This is a genomic window from Streptomyces sp. NPDC005303, assembly GCF_040607335.1.
GTDB lineage: Bacteria > Actinomycetota > Actinomycetes > Streptomycetales > Streptomycetaceae > Streptomyces.
Genome location: NZ_JBEXGM010000005.1, coordinates 80,825 through 96,621, shown reverse-complemented (window position 1 = coordinate 96,621; position 15,797 = coordinate 80,825). Strand labels below are relative to the sequence as shown.

17 protein-coding genes are annotated in these 15,797 nt (G+C 72.0%); 8 read left to right on the top strand and 9 right to left on the bottom strand.

Annotation, left to right across the window (positions count from 1 at the left end; genetic code table 11):
- Positions 1–12 precede the first annotated feature (12 nt).
- Positions 13–972 carry a ribose-phosphate pyrophosphokinase gene (locus tag ABZT93_RS10245; protein WP_356101688.1) on the bottom strand — a complete coding sequence of 320 codons (960 nt, stop codon included), beginning with the start codon at positions 970–972 and terminating at the stop codon, positions 13–15.
- A 219-nt stretch (positions 973–1,191) separates the two neighbouring features.
- Here ABZT93_RS10245 and otr(A) point away from each other — a divergent pair, with 219 nt between their 5' ends.
- Positions 1,192–3,042, top strand: coding sequence for a tetracycline resistance ribosomal protection protein Otr(A) (otr(A), locus tag ABZT93_RS10240; RefSeq protein ID WP_356101685.1), 1,851 nt, complete (start codon positions 1,192–1,194; stop codon positions 3,040–3,042).
- A gap of 6 nt (positions 3,043–3,048) precedes the next feature.
- Here the strand turns inward: otr(A) and ABZT93_RS10235 are convergent, their stop codons facing one another.
- Complete coding sequence (locus ABZT93_RS10235) at positions 3,049–4,242, bottom strand: cytochrome P450 (RefSeq protein ID WP_356101682.1); 1,194 nt, start codon at positions 4,240–4,242, stop codon at positions 3,049–3,051.
- 152 nt (positions 4,243–4,394) lie between these two features.
- Here ABZT93_RS10235 and ABZT93_RS10230 point away from each other — a divergent pair, with 152 nt between their 5' ends.
- On the top strand, positions 4,395–5,057 hold the full coding sequence (locus ABZT93_RS10230; protein ID WP_328642558.1) for a DUF4230 domain-containing protein: 663 nt from the start codon (positions 4,395–4,397) through the stop codon (positions 5,055–5,057).
- On the opposite strand, the gene ABZT93_RS10225 is transcribed toward ABZT93_RS10230, so the two are convergent.
- From ABZT93_RS10225 to ABZT93_RS10200, 6 genes are read right to left on the bottom strand one after another with little or no spacing between them, the layout of a single operon-like run.
- The gene (locus ABZT93_RS10225; RefSeq protein ID WP_356101679.1) at positions 5,058–6,818 is read right to left on the bottom strand and encodes a complex I subunit 5 family protein; all 1,761 of its coding nucleotides are present in this window, start codon (positions 6,816–6,818) and stop codon (positions 5,058–5,060) included.
- Positions 6,818–7,165 (bottom strand): sodium:proton antiporter, encoded by a 348-nt coding sequence (locus ABZT93_RS10220; protein WP_020117110.1) that lies wholly within the window; start codon positions 7,163–7,165, stop codon positions 6,818–6,820. The genes ABZT93_RS10225 and ABZT93_RS10220 overlap by 1 nt, the downstream gene beginning before the upstream one ends.
- Positions 7,165–7,905 carry an MnhB domain-containing protein gene (locus ABZT93_RS10215; RefSeq protein WP_356101675.1) on the bottom strand — a complete coding sequence of 247 codons (741 nt, stop codon included), beginning with the start codon at positions 7,903–7,905 and terminating at the stop codon, positions 7,165–7,167. Before ABZT93_RS10215 ends, ABZT93_RS10220 begins: the two co-directional genes overlap by 1 nt.
- On the bottom strand, positions 7,902–8,159 hold the full coding sequence (locus ABZT93_RS10210) for a hydrogenase subunit MbhD domain-containing protein (RefSeq protein ID WP_356101672.1): 258 nt from the start codon (positions 8,157–8,159) through the stop codon (positions 7,902–7,904). The genes ABZT93_RS10215 and ABZT93_RS10210 overlap by 4 nt, the downstream gene beginning before the upstream one ends.
- Positions 8,152–8,604: a monovalent cation/H+ antiporter complex subunit F gene (locus tag ABZT93_RS10205; RefSeq protein WP_356101669.1), complete on the bottom strand. Its 453-nt coding sequence runs from the start codon at positions 8,602–8,604 to the stop codon at positions 8,152–8,154. The genes ABZT93_RS10210 and ABZT93_RS10205 overlap by 8 nt, the downstream gene beginning before the upstream one ends.
- Complete coding sequence (locus tag ABZT93_RS10200; RefSeq protein ID WP_356101666.1) at positions 8,601–8,783, bottom strand: hypothetical protein; 183 nt, start codon at positions 8,781–8,783, stop codon at positions 8,601–8,603. Before ABZT93_RS10200 ends, ABZT93_RS10205 begins: the two co-directional genes overlap by 4 nt.
- A gap of 215 nt (positions 8,784–8,998) precedes the next feature.
- Between ABZT93_RS10200 and ABZT93_RS10195 the strand changes: the two genes are divergently transcribed.
- Both ABZT93_RS10195 and ABZT93_RS10190 read left to right on the top strand, forming a co-directional pair.
- Entirely contained in the window at positions 8,999–9,547 is a 549-nt protein-coding gene (locus tag ABZT93_RS10195; protein WP_356101663.1) for a VanZ family protein, read from the top strand.
- A gap of 111 nt (positions 9,548–9,658) precedes the next feature.
- Positions 9,659–10,894: a family 16 glycosylhydrolase gene (locus ABZT93_RS10190; protein WP_356101660.1), complete on the top strand. Its 1,236-nt coding sequence runs from the start codon at positions 9,659–9,661 to the stop codon at positions 10,892–10,894.
- Between the two features lie 9 nt (positions 10,895–10,903).
- On the opposite strand, the gene ABZT93_RS10185 is transcribed toward ABZT93_RS10190, so the two are convergent.
- Positions 10,904–11,140 carry a hypothetical protein gene (locus ABZT93_RS10185; RefSeq protein WP_356101657.1) on the bottom strand — a complete coding sequence of 79 codons (237 nt, stop codon included), beginning with the start codon at positions 11,138–11,140 and terminating at the stop codon, positions 10,904–10,906.
- Positions 11,141–11,351: 211 nt separating this feature from the next.
- Here ABZT93_RS10185 and ABZT93_RS10180 point away from each other — a divergent pair, with 211 nt between their 5' ends.
- The 4 genes from ABZT93_RS10180 to ABZT93_RS10165 all read left to right on the top strand — a co-directional run bounded on the left by ABZT93_RS10180 (position 11,352) and on the right by ABZT93_RS10165 (position 15,542).
- Complete coding sequence (locus tag ABZT93_RS10180; RefSeq protein WP_356101654.1) at positions 11,352–12,389, top strand: PHP domain-containing protein; 1,038 nt, start codon at positions 11,352–11,354, stop codon at positions 12,387–12,389.
- Between the two features lie 38 nt (positions 12,390–12,427).
- On the top strand, positions 12,428–13,084 hold the full coding sequence (locus ABZT93_RS10175; protein WP_356101651.1) for an HAD family hydrolase: 657 nt from the start codon (positions 12,428–12,430) through the stop codon (positions 13,082–13,084).
- Between the two features lie 29 nt (positions 13,085–13,113).
- Positions 13,114–14,283 carry an FUSC family protein gene (locus ABZT93_RS10170; protein ID WP_356101648.1) on the top strand — a complete coding sequence of 390 codons (1,170 nt, stop codon included), beginning with the start codon at positions 13,114–13,116 and terminating at the stop codon, positions 14,281–14,283.
- Positions 14,284–14,582: 299 nt separating this feature from the next.
- A complete protein-coding gene (locus ABZT93_RS10165) occupies positions 14,583–15,542 on the top strand; it encodes an SDR family NAD(P)-dependent oxidoreductase (RefSeq protein WP_356101645.1) in 960 nt (319 codons plus the stop codon).
- Positions 15,543–15,797 lie beyond the last annotated feature (255 nt).

Here is a 15,797-nt window from a genome sequence, read left to right as displayed (position 1 = left end):
CGTCGCGAGACGTCATGACCCGTCGCCGTGGGGTGCGTCGAACAGGGCGCTGACGGACTCACCGTTGTGAATGCGCCGTACGGCCTCGGCGAGCGCGGGGGCGATGGACAGGATCCGCAGCTTCTCGGTGCGCTCCTCGGCGGGGACCGGCACGGTGTTGGTGCACACGATCTCCAGCACGTCGGGCTGCTCCCCGATCCTCTTGAGGGCGCCGTCGGCGAACAGCCCGTGCGTGCACGCGACCCGGATGGAGCGCGGGCCCAACTCCCTCAGCCGGTCCAGCAGTTCCAGGACCGTGCTGCCCTTGGCGATCTCGTCGTCCAGCACGATGACGTCCCGCCCGGCGACCTCGCCGATCACGTCGCTGATGCTGACCCTGTCGTCGGCGAAACGCTGCTTGGCGCCCGCGGCCACCTGGGCGCCGATCAGCCGGGCGAAGGCGGCCGCCTCCTTGGCGTTGCCCAGGTCCGGGGAGACCACGGTGGTGCGGGAGAGGTCGTACTGCCGGAAGTGCGCGGCCAGCTCACGCAGCGCGTGCAGATGGTCGACGGGGACCGAGAAGAAGCCGTGCACCTGTGGGGAGTGCAGGGTCATGGCGAGGACACGGCTCGCGCCGGCCGACACCATCAGGTCGGCGACCAGGCGTCCGCCGAGGGATATGCGGGGCGCGTCCTTCTTGTCGGAGCGGGCGTAGGAGTAGTGCGGCATGACGACCGTGATCCGGCGCGCGGAGGCACCCCGGGCCGCGTCGCACATCAGCAGCAGCTCCACCAGATGCTCCTGGACCGGCTTGACCAGCGGCTGGACGAGGAAGACGTCCCGTTCCCGGCAGTTCGCCTGGAGCTGTACCTCCAGACAGTCGTTGGCGAACCGGCTGACCCGGGTAGGGCTGAGCGGCACCCCCAGATGCGCGCAGACCTCCGCCGCCAGCTCGGGGTGGGCGCTACCGCTGAACACGGCGATGTCTCGCACGGACCTGCTCCTCGGATGATCATCTCGGTTGCCCGGCTCATGCTACTGGCCCGAGGGTCGGCCGCCCGGCCGCCGCAAATTCGGTTGCGGTGCCCTGGTCGGCGCACGCCATCATGGCCACGTCCGAGTTCCCTCACGTCAGGATCCCTCGCATGCGCCGACTCCTCGAATCGACCCAGTGCCCCCTTCGGCCCACGGTTCTCGAGGACTCGACCCCGTATGCACACCCTGAACATCGGAATTCTGGCCCACGTCGACGCCGGTAAGACCAGCCTCACCGAGCGGCTGCTGTTCGACCACGGCGTGATCGACCGGCTCGGCAGCGTCGACACCGGTGACACCCGCACGGACGACGGCGCGATCGAACGGCAGCGCGGCATCACCATCCGCTCCGCGGTCGCCTCGTTCACGGTCGGCGACACCCGGATCAACCTCATCGACACCCCCGGGCACTCGGACTTCATCGCCGAGGTCGAGCGCGCCCTGGAGGTCCTCGACGGCGCGGTACTGCTGCTGTCCGCCGTGGAGGGCGTACAGGCACAGAGCCGGGTGCTGATGCGGACCCTGCGCAGGCTGCGGCTGCCCACACTGGTCTTCGTCAACAAGATCGACCGGGCGGGCGCCCGCGACGAGGGCCTGCTCGCCGACGTCCGGCGCCGGCTCACGCCGTACGCCGCCCCGCTCGCGCAGGTGAGTGGCATCGGCACGCCCGGCGCCGAGGTGGCCGCCCTCGCGGAGGGCGACCGGCGACTGGCCGAGGCCCTCGCCGATGTCGACCCGGACATCCTCAGCGCGGTCGTGGACGGCCCCGAGCCCACCCCGGACGACCTCCACAGGGCACTCGCCGCCCACACCGCGGACGGCTCCTTCCACCCGGTGTTCTTCGGCTCCGCCCTCGGCGGCCAGGGCGTCCCGGACCTGGTCAGGGGGCTGCTCCGGCTGATCCCCCGCCCTGCCGTGACGACACCGGCGGGTGACCCGCGCGGCACCGTCTTCGCGGTACGGTCCGCAGCCCGCGGCGAGCGCACCGCGTATCTACGGCTCCACGACGGTGAGGTGGTGGAGCGGCAGCGCCTGACGTTCCTCAGGCGCGAGGCCGACGGCGCGACCACCCGGGTGTCCGGCCGGGTCACGCACCTCAGCGAGCCCCTCACCGCGGGGAACATCGCCGCGGTGACGTTCTCCTCCGGCCTGCGCGTGGGTGACCGGCTCGGCGAACTGACCGACCGTGCGCCGCAGTTCGCTCCCCCGACCCTAGAGACCCTGGTCACCGCCCGCCACCCCGGACAGGCGGCCCGGCTGCGCTCGGCGCTGCTCGCCCTCGCCGACCAGGACCCACTGATCCACGCACGTCCGACGACCGGAGGCGCCACCACCCTCCTCCTCTACGGCGAGGTCCAGATGGAGGTGCTCGGCGCGGCCCTCGCCCAGGACTTCGGTGTCGAGGCGGACTTCCAGCCCGCCCGGGTCCGGTACCTGGAGCGTCCGCGCGGCACCGGGGAAGCGGGCGAGGAGAACCCCTGGCATCTCGGGACCCGGTACTGGGCGACGATCGGACTGCGCGTCGAGCCGGGCGAGCTCGGCTCCGGCGGGGTGTTCGCCTACGAGACCGAACTCGGCGCGCTCCCCCGGGCTTTCCATCAGGCCATTGAGGAGACGGTCCACGCCGGCATGCGTTGTGGACTGACCGGCGCGACCGTGACCGACTACCAGGTCACTCTCGTCCGCTCCGGATTCGTCGGACCCCTCAGTACCGCCGCCGACTTCCGCGGGCTCACGCAGATCGTGCTGCGCCGGGCCCTGGAGCGGGCGGGGACCCGGCTGTTCGAGCCGTACCACGCGTTCGAGGCGGAGGTGCCGCTGGACGCGCTGGCTCCCTTCACAGCTCAACTCGCCTCGTCAGGAGCGGAGTTCACGGGTACGTCGGGCGGGGACACGGTGTGGGTGATCACCGGTGAGCTCCCGGCCCGGCGGGTACGCGAGGTGGAACTGCGCCTGCCAGGGCTCACCCACGGTGAGGGGGTGTGGTGGTCCAGGCCCTCGGGCGACCGTGAACTCAAGCACCGCTAGGAGTGCTCACCAGGACACCGGCAGCCGCCGCGGCCCCCGTGTCAGCTGCCCCGTGCGCCACTCGATCGTCCCCGGCGTGAACTCGGCCCGCAGGCCCGGGAACCGGACCGCCAGCCGGTGCAGCGCCAGCCCCAGCTCCAGGCGGGCCAGCCACGCGCCCAGGCAGTGGTGGGGTCCGGCGCCGAAGACCACGCTGGGGGTGGTGAGGGGCGCGAAGAGGTCGGTCTCGTCGGGCTGCGGAAAGACGTCCGGGTCCCTGTTCGCCGCGTTGGTCTGGACGGCGACCACCGCCCCGGCCGGAATCGTCACCCCGCCGACCACGACCTCCTCGACCGCCCGGCGGATCAGCCCGGGCAGCACCCTGCCCTCGCTCAGCGGGATCGTGCGCAGCAGCTGCTCGACGGCGGTCTCGGCCGCCTCCTGGCTCTCGGCGAGCCCCGGCCAGGCCTCCCGCCCGTCGGTGAGGAGGTGGACGACGATGTTGCCGAGGGCCGTCATCGTCGTCTCGTGTCCGGCGACGACCAGGCCCAGGACCAGGATCACCAGGCGCGGCTCCTCGATCCCGAGGCCGTCGCCGGCGACGACCAAGGCACTCACCAGGTCGTCACCCGGGTCCTTGCGCCGCTCGGCGACCAGTTCCGCGCAGAAGTGGCCGAACTCCCGCATGGCCGCGCCGACCTCCTCGGCGGTGTGCGCGCCACCGGACAGGGCGTGGTCCGCCCAGTGGCGGATGCGCTCCCAGTCGGCGTCCTCCAGCCCCATCAGCCGGGAGATCACCGAGACCGGCAGCCGACGGGTGAACCCCTCGACGATGTCGGCGGGCCGCGGCTGCCGGGCCAGGTCGTCGAGGAGGGACTCCACGACGGAGGCCGTCCAGGGCCGCCAGCGGGCGATCGCGCGCGGGGTGAAGGCCCGCTGCACGGTGCCCCGCAGCAGTTGGTGGGGCGGGCCGTCCTGGTTGAGGAGGCCGTCCGGGGAGTCCAGCAGGTTCGGCACCAGGAGCAGCGGCGGGGCGTCCGCGTCCCGGAGCGACTTCCTGTCGAAGCGGGGGTCCATGAGCACCTGGCGCACGTCGGGGTAGCGGGTGACGAGCCACACCGGGGTGCCGGTGGCCAGGGTGGTGAGCCGGGGCGGCCCGTTCTCGGGCAGGGGGATGCGGTGCATGGGACGAAGGGTCCGGGACGTGCTGTCCGTGCTCATCCAGGTCTCCAGACACGCCGGTACGCGGAGTTCTCCACGCTAGTGCGCCCCGCTGTGTCCCGGCAGTGTCCCAATCAGCCAACAAGAAGGTCGCGCAGGGCTTTTGGGGGTCATCCGTGGGCATCCGTGCAAGAAGGAAGGAGGGCCGTCGCATGACGACTCCCATCAGGCGCGTGTCCAGGCGCATGCCCGGCTGGGCGAAGATACTGACCGCCGTCGTGGTGGTACTCGTGGTGTTCTTCGCCGGGATCCGGTTCAGTGTGCTCCCTGGCCTCAAGGACCTGTTCGGCACGGAGACCCACGACCGTACGGGTCCCGCACTTCTGGAGTCCATCCAGGACATCAGCCGTTACGACGCCGCCTCCGGCAATTTCCAGGTCGTCGTGGATCTGGAGAAGGACACGAAGTTCCTGCCCGACGCGATCCGCGGCTCCCGCACCCTGTACGTGGGGGCGGGCGCCGTCGACGCCTACGTCGACCTCGGCAAGGTCGCCAAGAACGACGTGACGGTCAACGAGGACCGCACGGCCGCAACCCTGCACCTCCCGCACGCCCAGCTCGGCAAGGCCACGCTGGACGCCGACCGCTCCTACGCGGTCTCCAAGCAGCGCGGTCTGCTCGACCGGCTCGGCGACTTCTTCTCCGACAACCCCAACAGCGAACAGGCCGTGCAGAAACTCGCGGTGAAGCACATCACCGAGGCGGCGAAGGAGAGCGAGCTGACCAAGCGGGCCGAGACCAACACCACCAACATGCTCAAGGGTTTGCTGAACTCCCTCGGCTTCAAGAAGGTCGAGGTCACCTACGGCAGCTGATCAGCCGCCGAGCATGCCCGGCAGGGTGAGGGCGCCGAGCACGGTGGTGCCGACCAGCACCCACGCCACGTAGTCGCCGACGTGTCCGGACTGCAGGCGCCGCAGCCACAGCGTCCGGACCGGTGCGGCGAACGCCTTCGGGCGGGCGACGGCAAGGAAGGCGAGGACCCCGGCCAGCAGGGTCGAGACCAGGCCCAGCACGACACCGGCCGGGGTCCAGTGCACAGAGGTGACCACACCGGCGGATCCGGTCTCGTTCACGGAGTGCGCGACCGCCTCGGCGAAACCGGGGGCCACGCCGACGGTGAGGGCCCCGGCGAGCAGCACGGCGGGCACCGCGGTCATGGTGTCCGGGATCCGGCTGAGCCGGTGCCGGGTCTCGGGCCGCTCGCCGGAGCCGGTCGTCTCGTACCCGGAACCGGCCTCGGGCCTGGGTCCCAGGCCCCAGAACACCCGGGCGGCGACCCGCAGGACCGCCGCGGCGGTCACCGCGCTCGCCGCCACGTAGAGCACGGTGAGCGGGCCGCCCACCGCCTCCTCGGTGACGGACTTGCCCAGTGCCGTGCCGAAGGGCGGCAGGCCCGCGAGGCCGAGGGCGCCGAGGACGAACAGCACCGCGACGCCCTTCAGTTGGCGGGCCCTGCCGTGCAGGGCGTGCTCGTCGACGCTGCCGTAGCGGTCGAGGAGGATGCCGGTGCACGCGAACAGGGCCGCCTTCACTCCGGCGTGGCCGAGGATGTACAGGGCGATCCCGTCGTCGGCCTCGGGTTTCAGGACGCCGATTCCGATGAGGAAGAGGCCGGTGTGGGCGACCGTCGAGTAGGCCAGCAGCCGTTTGATGTGCCGCTGGTACCAGCACATCACCGCTCCGATCACCGCCGTCAGCGCGCCCAGCACCACAAGGGCCCGCTCGAACTCCGGGGCCGGGACACCGCCGGGTCCGGCGAAGACCGTGCCGTACACGCGCCAGACGCCGAAGGTGCCGAGTTCGACCATGACACCCGACAGCAGCATGCACACCGGCGTCGGGGCGACGGCGTGCGCGTCGGGCAGCCAGAAATGGAAGGGGACGGCGGCCCCCTTGACCAGCAGTGCGGTCATGACCAGGACGAACGCGGCGAGGACCAGGGCGTCGGGGCGGCCGTGCGTGTCCAGTCCCCTGCCGATCGCGTGCATCCCCAGCTCGCCGGTGCGGGCGTACAGCAGGCCGATGCCCATGAGCATGGCGTAGGCGCCGAGCGAGGTGACGACCGCGAAGGTCAGCGCGCCCTGGACGGCCCTGGCCTCCTCGACCCGGTGGCCGGTGAGGGCGTAGGCCACGACGCTCATCAGCTCGAACCACACGAACGCGTTGAACAGGTCGCCCGCGATCGCGAACCCGCACATGCCGCCCTGGAACAGCAGCAGGAGCGCGGGGAACGACCCGGCGTGGCCGCTGGGCGGTTCGTCGAAGTAGTGCCAGGAGTACGCCAGTGACGCCAGGGTGAGCAGGGAGGCCAGCGCGGCCATGCCGAGGCCGGGGCCGTCGCCGATCAGGACGATGCCGACGCCGTGTCCCTCCACGGGGGTCCAGCCGCCGGCCCACTCCAGGAAGGGCGGGGAGGAGTTCAGCAGGAGGACGAGGGCGAGGGCGGCCGTGCCCGCGGAGACCGCGCAGCCGACGGTCTCGGCGACGGCCCGGGGCACCAGGCGGCCGCCGGCGACGAGCAGGGCGGCGCCGAGCAGCGGTACGGCCACCAGCAGCGGCAGCAGGTCGTCCATCAGCCGCGCAGCTCGGAGAGTTCGTCGGGGTCGACGGTGCCGTGCCGTTTGGAGATCTGCACGACGAGGGCGAGCAGCAGGGCGGTGACGGTGGCGCCGACGACGACGTCGGTCAGCGTGAGGGCCTGCACGACCGGGTCGACTACCGGGCGCGAGCCGGGTTTCAGGTCGGAGAAGACAGGGGCGGTGGCGCCGTCGCGGTAGCCGACGGCCAGCAGCAGGACATAGGTGCCGGCCTGGCACACGGACAGGCAGCCGACGGCGTGGATCAGGTTGCGGCTGGTGGCCAGGCCGTAGCAGCCGGTCAGGAAGACCCATCCGGCGACCAGATAGGGAAAGACGTCCATCACTTCCCGTTCCCCTCCTCGATCTCGACGGTCTGGTCCAGGAAGCGGGCGAGCAGGACGACGACCGCGCAGGCCACCTCCATGCCGACGGCCGCGTTCAGCAGGGGCACGGTGCCGCCGGAGGACAGCGTGTTGAAGGTGCCGTACGGCAGCACGGTGTTGGCGAGGAAGGCCGAGCCGCCGATCAGTCCGGCGAGGCCGGTGACGACGTAGGCGGAGGTCGCGATCGCGTCGCCGGTCTCGTACAGGGCGACGGGCCGGACGCGTTCCAGGGCGCGGTAGTCGGCGCCCAGGTAGAGCAGGTGCAGGGAGGTCGCGGCGACGACCCCGCCCTGGAACCCGCCGCCGGGGCTGAGCTGGCCGTGGGCGATCACGTAGAGGCCGGTGAGCAGGGCGACGGGGAGCACGAGGAGGGCGTAGCGGCGGACCGGGCGGGCGACCTTCTCCGGGGTGGGGCGGTCGCGGTGCTCGTCGCGGGTCTGGCGCAGCAGGATCACGCAGCCGATGACGGCCGCGAAGAGGATGGTCATCTCGCCGAGGGTGTCGAAGGCGCGCTGGTCGAAGTTGACGGAGGCGATGACGTTGGCGGTGCGCCGGGCCAGCGAGGCGTGGACGGCCCGGTCGCCGTAGGGGTGGCGGTCGCCGCCGAAGGCGGGCAGGTCGAGGGCGGCGGCCACGAAGAGCGCGGCCAGCCCCGCGCCGCCCACCGCCACGAGCCACAGCCGGGCGCGCCGGCTCACCGGCGGTGCTCCTTCTTCCCGCGCCGCCTGACCTTGTGGACCGCGAGCAGCAGCAACAGTGGGGTGAGGGCGGAGCCCACGGCCAGCTGCGACAGGGCCACGTCGGGGGCCTGGAGCACGGTGAACAGGACCGCGAGCACCACGCCGAGCACGGACAGGACCAGGGCCTGGCGGACGGGGTCACGGACGGCCACCGCCGCGGTCGCGGAGAGGGCGACCAGGAGCAGTGCGACAACGATCACCGCGTCAGCCACGGCGGACCTCCGGGAAGGCGCCGGACAGGGCGCGTGAGGCGAGGAGGTTCCCGCCGATCAGCAGGGCTCCGACGACCAGGAGCTTCGCCATCGCCCGGCTCGGTCCGGTGGCCACGCAGAGCGCCGATACGACCACCACGCCGACCGCGGCGGCCGCGTAGGTCAGGCCCCAGGCGCTCGGCGGGTCGTCGGCCAGGTCGTCGGCGAGCAGCCGGGCGAAGACGAGGGTGCCGACGGGGCCCAGCAGGGCGAGGACGAGGGCGAGATCGACGTAGGAGGGACGGTCGTAGCCCTGCGAGAGCAGCAGGAGGGCGGGGCAGGCGAACGCGGTGCACAGGTTCTGGGCCACGACCCGGCGCCTGAGCGGCCCGGTGGCGACGCCCCACACGGTGGCGCCCACTCCCCCGCCGAGCGTGACGGCCGCCGCGAGGATCCAGCCGTTCACCGCCCGGTCACCGCCCGTCGGGCGGCCCGGGCGGCGAGTGCGCCGAGGAAGGCGGCACCCGCGCCGACCGCGAGTTCCAGGGTGTCCACGGTGCTGATGAAGACGAGCCAGAGCACGGCGAGCGCGGCCCACCAGCCGAGGAGTTCGGCCGTGGCGAGGCGTGCCGAACGTCCGTCCATGCGCCACCTCCTGCCAACCGCGGCCTGGGAAAGGTCCGTCGCGCGCCATCCAAACACCGGCCCGAGGGCGTGCGGGGGCGACGCGCGTGGTACTCAGCCCGGAGTGCCCCGACCGTACGAAGGGAAACCGGAGGGCGGTCGGGGTGCGGCGGCATCGTCGGGAGGTTCAGGGGTAAGCGCCCTACGACACAGGGAAGTTCAAGAATGGAGGACCAATGGCCTGGGCGCCCTCACGTTCGCGAGCGGGGTCAGAAACCGGCACCCCCAAGAACGAGCGGGCGGCGAAACCCGCCCGCCCCCGGCGAGATCCCCTCTCCCTCGTCGTCCGTTTCGTGGCGATGGTGTTCGCGTTCGTGTTCATGGTGGCGTTCGCCGTCGTCCTGGCCCGGCTGACCCTCGAACCCTCGCCCGCGTCGGTCGATCTGACCCACACCAACCTGCACCCGGGCGACTCCCTCAAGGCCTATCTGGACCAGCCCGAGATGCGGGACGCCTTCAAGCAGATCGGCGGGAACATCCTGCTGGGCATCCCGTTCGGCATCCTGGTTCCGATCATCGCCCCGAAGACCCGTGGGCTGCTGCGGATCCTGCTGCTGACGGCCGTGGTGATGCTGCTGGTGGAGTTCGCGCAGGGTGCGCTGGTGGAGGGACGGGCCTTCGACATCGACGACGTCATCCTCAACACGTCCGGTGCCCTGATCGGCTATCTGCTGCTGGGGCGGCGGCTGAGCCGGGCCGTCCACAAGCCGGCGAAGAAGGCCTGAGAAGGCCGGCCTTCCGTCGACTTCTGGTCTGTACCAAAGTATTGACGAGCCCTTAACTCACTCCTTAAATCAAGAGGCGACACCTTCACCCCCCACCTCGAAGGATGAGCCGTGGCCGCCTCACGCCTGCTGCGCGGATGTCTCCTCGCCGCCCTGTCGTCCGTTCTCCTCGCCTCCGGCACCGCGCACGCGGATCCGCCCGCCGCCGCCGCCGTCGCCGTCTCCGCCGCCGCGGTGACGTTCTCCGACACCTTCGACGGGCCCGCCGGAGCCGCGGCCGACTCCTCGAAGTGGCAGATCGAGACCGGCGACAACGTCAACAACCACGAGCGGCAGTACTACACGTCGGGCAACAAGAACGCCGCGCTCGACGGCCAGGGCCACCTGGTGATCACCGCACGGAAGGAGAACCCGGCGAACTACCAGTGCTGGTACGGCACCTGCCAGTACACCTCGGCCCGGCTGAACACGTCCGGGAAGTTCACCGCGCGGTACGGGCATGTCGAGGCGCGGATGAAGATCCCGCGCGGGCAGGGCATGTGGCCGGCGTTCTGGATGCTCGGCACGCCGGTCAACTGGCCGGACTCGGGGGAGATCGACGTCATGGAGAACGTCGGTTTCGAGCCCTCCACGGTGCACGGCACGATCCACGGCCCCGGCTACTCCGGCTCGGGCGGCATCGGCGCCGGCTACTCCCTGCCGAACGGCCAGGCCTTCGCGGACGCCTTCCACACCTTCGCCGTCGACTGGGCGCCCGACTCGATCACCTGGTCCGTGGACGGGACCGTCTACCAGCGGCGCACCCCCGCAGACCTGGGCGGCCGCACCTGGGTGTTCGACAAGCCGTTCTTCCTCATCCTGAACCTCGCGGTCGGCGGCTACTGGCCCGGTGACCCGGACGGCTCCACCGCCTTCCCGCAGCAGCTCGTGGTGGACCATGTGTCGGTCACCACCGGCGACACGGCCGCCGGGGCGGCGATCCGGGGGCTGGCAGGCAAGTGCGTGGACGTGGCCGGGGCGAACCCCGCGAACGGAACCGCCGTACAGCTCTACGACTGCAACGGCACCGCCGCCCAGCAGTGGACCGTCGGCTCGGACGGCACGATCCGCGCGCTCGGCAAGTGCCTGGACGCGACGGGCGGCGGCACCGCGGACGGGACGGCGGTCCAGCTCTACGACTGCAACGGCTCCGGGGCCCAGCGGTGGACCGTCAGCGGCGCGCGCGACATCGTCAACCCGCAGGCGGACAAGTGCCTCGACGTGACGGGCAACAACTCGGCCAACGGCACCCGGCTGCAGCTGTGGACCTGCACGGGCGGTGCCAACCAGAAGTGGACGGTCGGCTGAGCCGGTCGGTCAGTGACGGGTCCAGGTGAACTTGTCGCCGCCCACCCAGCGGACCACGTCGGGGTCGTCCAGGTCATGGATCGTGATGCCGAAGGCGGCGGCCGCCTCCAGGACGTCGGTGACGGCCCTCGCCTCGCCGACCACCTCCCCGTCGATCTCCACGATCCGGAACGGCGGTGTGGTCGGCTGGACCCCGAGCACGATGATCCGCGGCTGAGCGATGTACGGGCTCCCGATTTCGGTCATGGAACGAGCGTAGAACGCATCCCGCGGGAGGGAGAGGCGGGCGCCGTCCGCCGAGCGGGGCGAGGACCACCGACTCGACCGCGCCCGGCGTCCGCGGTACGTCCGCGGTACGTCCGACGAGGCATCGCGGTACCCGGCGGCGGACTCGGCCAACCGCTCGCCCGTCGTGCGGCCCCCGGGCGCCTGGGGAACTCTGGAGGTGGAGGTGGCCATGGATCCCGTCGAGGCCCTGGAACGGATCGCCTTCCTGCTGGAGCGGTCCCTGGCACCGACGTACCGCGTCCGTGCCTTCCGTACGGCGGCCCGGGTGCTGACCGAACTGCCGGCGGACGAGGTGCGCGAGCGCGCGCAGTCCGGGTCGCTGGAGTCGCTCAAGGGCATCGGCCCGAAGACGGCCCAGGTGGTGCGCGAGGCGCTCGGCGGAGGCGTGCCCGGTTACCTGGAGAAGCTGGAGGCGGAGTCCACCGCGCCCCGGGACGGGGCCGGCGAGAACCTGCGGGCGCTCCTGCGCGGCGACTGCCATCTGCACTCCGACTGGTCGGACGGCGGCAGCCCGATCGAGGAGATGGGGCGGACCGCGGCGGCGCTCGGTCACGAGTGGGCGGTGCTGACCGACCACTCGCCGCGGCTGACCGTGGCCCGGGGTCTGTCCCCGGAGCGGCTGCGGGAGCAGTTGGACGTGGTGGCGGCGCTGAACGAGACCTGGGCGCCCTTCCGGCTGCTCACCGGCATCGAGTGCGACATCCTCGACGACGGCTCCCTGGACCAGGAACCCGAACTCCTGGACCGCCTGGACGTGGTGGTCGTGTCCGTGCACTCCAAGCTGCGCATGGACGCCCGCTCGATGACCCGGCGCATGGTGGCCGCCGTACGGAATCCGCACGCGAACGTCCTCGGGCACTGCACCGGACGGCTGGTGACCGGGCGCGGGCGGCCCGAGTCGGAGTTCGACGCCGACGAGGTGTTCGCCGCGTGCGCCGAGTCGGGCACGGCGGTGGAGATCAACAGCCGCCCCGAGCGCCTCGACCCGCCGCGTCGGCTGCTGCGCAAGGCGGTCGACGCGGGCGTGCTGTTCTCCGTCGACACCGACGCGCACGCCCCCGGCCAGCTCGACTGGCAGATCCTCGGGTGTGGGCGGGCGCAGGAGTGCGGGGTGCCGCCCGAACGGATCGTGACCACGTGGCGTCTGGAGGAACTGCTGGCCTGGTCCCGGGAAGGCCGGGTACCGGCCCGAGTGGCGGGCGCCTGACGTGGTACTCGTGCGATCCGACAGGAAAGGAGCGGTTCATGGAACGGGCGGCAGTGTTCGATGTCGACGGCACTCTGGTCGACACCAACCACCTACATGTGACGACCTGGTGGGAGGCGCTGCGACAGGCGGGCCACCGGGTGCCGATGCACGCCGTCCACCGGGCCATCGGGCTCGGCTCCGACGACCTCGTCGCCCATCTGCTCGGCGAGGACCGTGACAAGGACCAGGACGCCGAACTCAGCGCCGCCCACAAGGCCCTGTACGGGCAGTACTTCGACCGGCTGCCCGCCCTCCAGGACGCGGGCCGGTTGCTGCGGCGTCTCGACCACGAGGGCTGGCGGGTCGTGCTCGCCACCTCCGCGGGTGGCGCGGAGCTGTCCGCGCTGCGCCGCGCGATCGACGCGGACGACGTGATCATGGCCACCGCGAGCGCCGACGACGTCGAGGAGGGCAAGCCCGCCCCCGAGCCCGTCGAGCACGCGCTGGAGCTGGCCGGGGTGCCCGCCGAGCGGGCGTTCTTCGTCGGCGACACCGTGTGGGACATGCAGGCAGGCAGCCGGGCGGGCGTGCACTGCGTGGGTGTCCTGTGCGGCGGCATCCCCCGCGCCGACCTGGAGAAGGCGGGCGCGCAGGCCATCTACGACGATCCGGCCCACCTGCTGGCCTCCCTTGCGGACAGTCCCCTGGCATGACCTGCCCGACCGCACGGAACCCACAGCGGATGACTGGTGTGACACAAGCTCTGTTCCGACAGCCCCGTCCGACGCATGCCCTGCGGCAGGAGGCCGGTGCCGTCGGCCAGGCCGCCCGCGCAGCCTGCCGTGGACCGGGGCGGGAGCGCGACCTGCTCGTGCAGTCGCTCAAGGCCTCGGCCGCCGCGATCCTCGCCTGGCTCGTGGCGGGAGTGTGGATGGGCGATCCGTTGGCCCTGATGGCGCCCTGGGTGGCGGTGGTCCTGATGCAGGCCACGGTGTACAGCTCACTCGTGCAGGCCGCGCGGCAGCTGGCGGCGATCTGCTGCGGGACCGTGCTGGCCTCTGTAGCACTGGCCGTCACCGGGAGCACGCTGGGCGCCGTGGCACTCTCCATGCCGCTGCTGGTGCTCCTCGCCAACTGGCCACGCTTCGGTGACCAGGGGATCTACGGCCCCACCACCGCGTTGTTCACCCTGTGCACCAGCGCCGCCGGGGCGTCCGCCGTCGGCCACCGGGTGGGCCAGGCCGCGCTCGGCGCGGTCATCGGTCTCGCCGTCAACGCCTCCGTGTTCCCGCCGATCCATCTGCGGGACGTACGGGAGAACCTCGCGGCGCTGGCCCGGGAGGCGGGCGACACCCTGCACACCGTGGCCGGTGACCTGCGGGCCGGCGAGTGGGACACCCACGGCTGGTCGCATGCCTCGGCCCGGCTGGAACGCCGGCTGGCGGCGCTGCGGTCCGCCCGTGGCTGGAGCCGGGAGAGCCTGCGGCTGACCGCCGCCCCACTGCGTGCCGTACGACGGCCTCCCGCGTCACTCCCTCCGGAACAGGACGACGAGCGCTGGAGCCGTGTCACCGGGCACATCCGTGCGCTGACCCGGACCCTGACCGTGGCCGCCGACGACGACCGGGCACCCGCCCCGCCGCCCGGACCGGTACTGGACACGTACGCCGACCTCCTGCAGCTGATCGGCGACGCCTGCCACGCCGAGGCCGACCGGCTGGCGGCGGCCAAGGGCGGGGCACGTCCGGACGACCACGCCGAGTCGGCGATGCGGGAGCTGCGCGGGCAGCTCCAGGACGGACTGCGGGAGCACGCCGGACAGGGCGCCGAGGGCACGACCGTGCTGGGGACCCTGCTGCTGCAGGCCGAGAACCTGTGGAGCGAGACCGTTCCGACCGGTCGGCACGGGTGACGCAGCTCACCCGAGAACGCCCCGAACGGTGGAACACCACAGGGTCGTTGCCCGTTGAACAGACCGTGGGTATGGATGGGACAGTGTCCCCGGGCCTCACCTTTTGCCCACAGGGACGATCGTTCGGCTGAAGCCCTGTGGAGCCTTTCGCCGAGAGGCGACCGCCATCCATACCCACCCTTTGACCGCCCCGACCGTGATTCCCCCGTCCGGTCGGGGCTTCCTCTTGTGCGGACCCGGCGACGACCGGGTGGTCCGGGCTTGACTTCGAGAGCACTCCAATTCGTAGCGTTCCCGTCATGAGCACTGCACAGCACAAGATCGGTTCGGGGTTCGGCGCCCACAGCACGGCCGACGACGTCCTCACGGGCGTCGACCTGTCCGGCAAGCTCGCGATCGTCACCGGCGGCTACTCGGGGCTCGGCCTGGAGACCACCCGGGCCCTCACGAAGGCGGGCGCCCGGGTCGTCGTCCCGGCCCGGCGTCCCGACACCGCCTGGAAGGCCCTGGCGGGCCTGGAGGGCGTGGAGCTGGACGAGCTCGACCTCGGTGACCTGGACAGCGTGCGCGCCTTCGCCGAGCGTTTCCTCGACTCCGGCCGCACGGTCGACTTCGTCATCGACAGCGCCGGGATCATGGCCTGCCCGGAGACCCGGGTCGGGCCGGGCTGGGAGGCGCAGTTCGCGACCAACCACCTCGGTCACTTCGCGCTGGTCAACCGGCTGTGGCCGGCCATCGAGCCCGGCGGCGCCCGCGTGGTCTCGGTGTCCTCGCGCGCCCACCACTTCTCCGGCATGCGCTGGGACGACGTCCACTGGAGGACCGGGTACGACAAGTGGCAGGCCTACGGCCAGGCCAAGACGGCGAACGTCCTGTTCGCCGTCCACCTCGACAAGCTCGGCGCCGACCACGGGGTGCGGGCCTTCTCGCTCCACCCGGGCGGCATCATCACCCCGTTGCAGCGCCACCTCCCCAAGGCGGAGATGGTGGAGCGCGGCTGGATCGACGAACGGGGCAACGTGCTCAACCCCTCGGGCTTCAAGAGCCCCGAGCAGGGCGCGGCCACGCAGGTGTGGGCGGCGACCTCGCCCCAGTTGGCCGGCATGGGCGGCGTCTACCTGGAGGACTGCGACATCGCCGAGCCCGCCCTCGACGGTGACCAGAGCGGCGGCGTCCGGGCGTGGGCGACCGACCCGGAGCAGGCGGAGCGCCTGTGGACGCTGTCGGCGGAGCTGACGGGCGTGAACGCGTTCGCGTGACGCTGGGGGGCGGCTGACGCCGGGGGCCTTCGGGCGGGCGGGCGCCGGGGGGCAAGGGCCCGCTCACCATGGCTGACGCCCGGATCCCCGGACACGGCTCGCCACGGGTGACGCCCGGATCCCTGGGCACGACTCACCACGGCTGACGCCCGGATCCCCGGGCACGACTCACCACGGCTGACGCCCGGATCCCCGGGCACGACTCACCACGGCTGACGCCCGGATCCCCGGGCACGACTCACCACGGCTGACGCC

Bases quoted from the DNA above. Each gene is read 5' to 3' on its own strand.
- ABZT93_RS10170 (WP_356101648.1), top strand. From the start codon at position 13,114: ATGACTGGTGTGACACAAGCTCTGTTCCGACAGCCCCGTCCGACGCAT.
- ABZT93_RS10175 (WP_356101651.1), top strand. From the start codon at position 12,428: ATGGAACGGGCGGCAGTGTTCGATGTCGACGGCACTCTGGTCGACACC.
- ABZT93_RS10225 (WP_356101679.1), bottom strand. From the start codon at position 6,818: ATGGACGACCTGCTGCCGCTGCTGGTGGCCGTACCGCTGCTCGGCGCC.
- ABZT93_RS10230 (WP_328642558.1), top strand. From the start codon at position 4,395: ATGACGACTCCCATCAGGCGCGTGTCCAGGCGCATGCCCGGCTGGGCG.
- ABZT93_RS10165 (WP_356101645.1), top strand. From the start codon at position 14,583: ATGAGCACTGCACAGCACAAGATCGGTTCGGGGTTCGGCGCCCACAGC.
- ABZT93_RS10185 (WP_356101657.1), bottom strand. From the start codon at position 11,140: ATGACCGAAATCGGGAGCCCGTACATCGCTCAGCCGCGGATCATCGTG.
- ABZT93_RS10180 (WP_356101654.1), top strand. From the start codon at position 11,352: ATGGATCCCGTCGAGGCCCTGGAACGGATCGCCTTCCTGCTGGAGCGG.
- ABZT93_RS10220 (WP_020117110.1), bottom strand. From the start codon at position 7,165: ATGGACGTCTTTCCCTATCTGGTCGCCGGATGGGTCTTCCTGACCGGC.
- ABZT93_RS10195 (WP_356101663.1), top strand. From the start codon at position 8,999: ATGGCCTGGGCGCCCTCACGTTCGCGAGCGGGGTCAGAAACCGGCACC.
- ABZT93_RS10200 (WP_356101666.1), bottom strand. From the start codon at position 8,783: ATGGACGGACGTTCGGCACGCCTCGCCACGGCCGAACTCCTCGGCTGG.
- ABZT93_RS10235 (WP_356101682.1), bottom strand. From the start codon at position 4,242: ATGAGCACGGACAGCACGTCCCGGACCCTTCGTCCCATGCACCGCATC.